At 57.0% G+C, this 1,671-nt stretch carries 1 rRNA gene (running past one end of the window); it reads right to left on the reverse strand.

The window, feature by feature from the left end:
• A 23S ribosomal RNA gene (locus ABT403_RS38905) occupies positions 1-1,541 on the reverse strand (it extends 1,670 nt beyond the left edge of the window).
• Positions 1,542-1,671 lie beyond the last annotated feature (130 nt).

Raw genomic sequence — 1,671 nt, forward strand, 5'->3', positions numbered from 1 at the left:
AGGATTCGATATTGGGCGTTTCAAAGCGGGTACCGGAATATCAACCGGTTGTCCATCGACTACGCCTGTCGGCCTCGCCTTAGGTCCCGACTTACCCTGGGCAGATCAGCTTGACCCAGGAACCCTTAGTCAATCGGCGCACACGTTTCTCACGTGTGTATCGCTACTCATGCCTGCATTCTCACTCGTGAACCGTCCACAACTAGCTTCCGCTGCTGCTTCACCCGGCACACGACGCTCCCCTACCCATCACAGCGGGCGTTGGCCCTATTGCTGCAATGACACGACTTCGGCGGTACGCTTGAGCCCCGCTACATTGTCGGCGCGGAATCACTTGACCAGTGAGCTATTACGCACTCTTTCAAGGGTGGCTGCTTCTAAGCCAACCTCCTGGTTGTCTCTGCGACTCCACATCCTTTCCCACTTAGCGTACGCTTAGGGGCCTTAGTCGATGCTCTGGGCTGTTTCCCTCTCGACCATGGAGCTTATCCCCCACAGTCTCACTGCCGTGCTCTCACTTACCGGCATTCGGAGTTTGGCTAAGGTCAGTAACCCGGTAGGGCCCATCGCCTATCCAGTGCTCTACCTCCGGCAAGAAACACACGACGCTGCACCTAAATGCATTTCGGGGAGAACCAGCTATCACGGAGTTTGATTGGCCTTTCACCCCTAACCACAGGTCATCCCCCAGGTTTTCAACCCTGGTGGGTTCGGTCCTCCACGAAGTCTTACCTCCGCTTCAACCTGCCCATGGCTAGATCACTCCGCTTCGGGTCTAGAGCGTGCAACTCAATCGCCCTATTCGGACTCGCTTTCGCTACGGCTTCCCCACACGGGTTAACCTCGCTACACACCGCTAACTCGCAGGCTCATTCTTCAAAAGGCACGCAGTCACGAGGATCCGAAGATCCCGACGCTCCCACGGCTTGTAGGCACACGGTTTCAGGTACTATTTCACTCCGCTCCCGCGGTACTTTTCACCATTCCCTCACGGTACTATCCGCTATCGGTCACCAGGGAATATTTAGGCTTAGCGGGTGGTCCCGCCAGATTCACACGGGATTTCTCGGGCCCCGTGCTACTTGGGAGATGAGCAAGCAAGCCGTACAGATTTCAGCTACGGGGGTCTTACCCTCTACGCCGGACCTTTCGCATGTCCTTCGCCTATCCATACGGTTTCTGACTCGCCTCACAGCCGGCAGACTGTGAAAGCTCATTCCCACAACCCCGCATGCGCAACCCCTGCCGGGTATCACACGCATACGGTTTGGCCTCATCCGGTTTCGCTCGCCACTACTCCCGGAATCACGGTTGTTTTCTCTTCCTGAGGGTACTGAGATGTTTCACTTCCCCTCGTTCCCTCCACACTGCCTATGTGTTCAGCAGTGGGTGACAGCCCATGACGACTGCCGGGTTTCCCCATTCGGACACCCCCGGATCAAAGCTCAGTTGGCAGCTCCCCGGGGCCTATCGCGGCCTCTCACGTCCTTCATCGGTTCCTGGTGCCAAGGCATCCACCGTGCGCCCTTAAAAACTTGGCCACAGATGCTCGCGTCCACTGTGTAGTTCTCAAATAACGACCAGCCACCCGTCACACCCTGCCGAAGCAGACCTTTACCGGGGCCGGAACTGAAGACCAGCCATACGGCCGTACCTTCAGGACCCAACAAC

Origin of the sequence: Streptomyces sp. NPDC000075 (genome assembly GCF_040301925.1) — a bacterium.
Lineage (GTDB): Bacteria > Actinomycetota > Actinomycetes > Streptomycetales > Streptomycetaceae > Streptomyces > Streptomyces polychromogenes.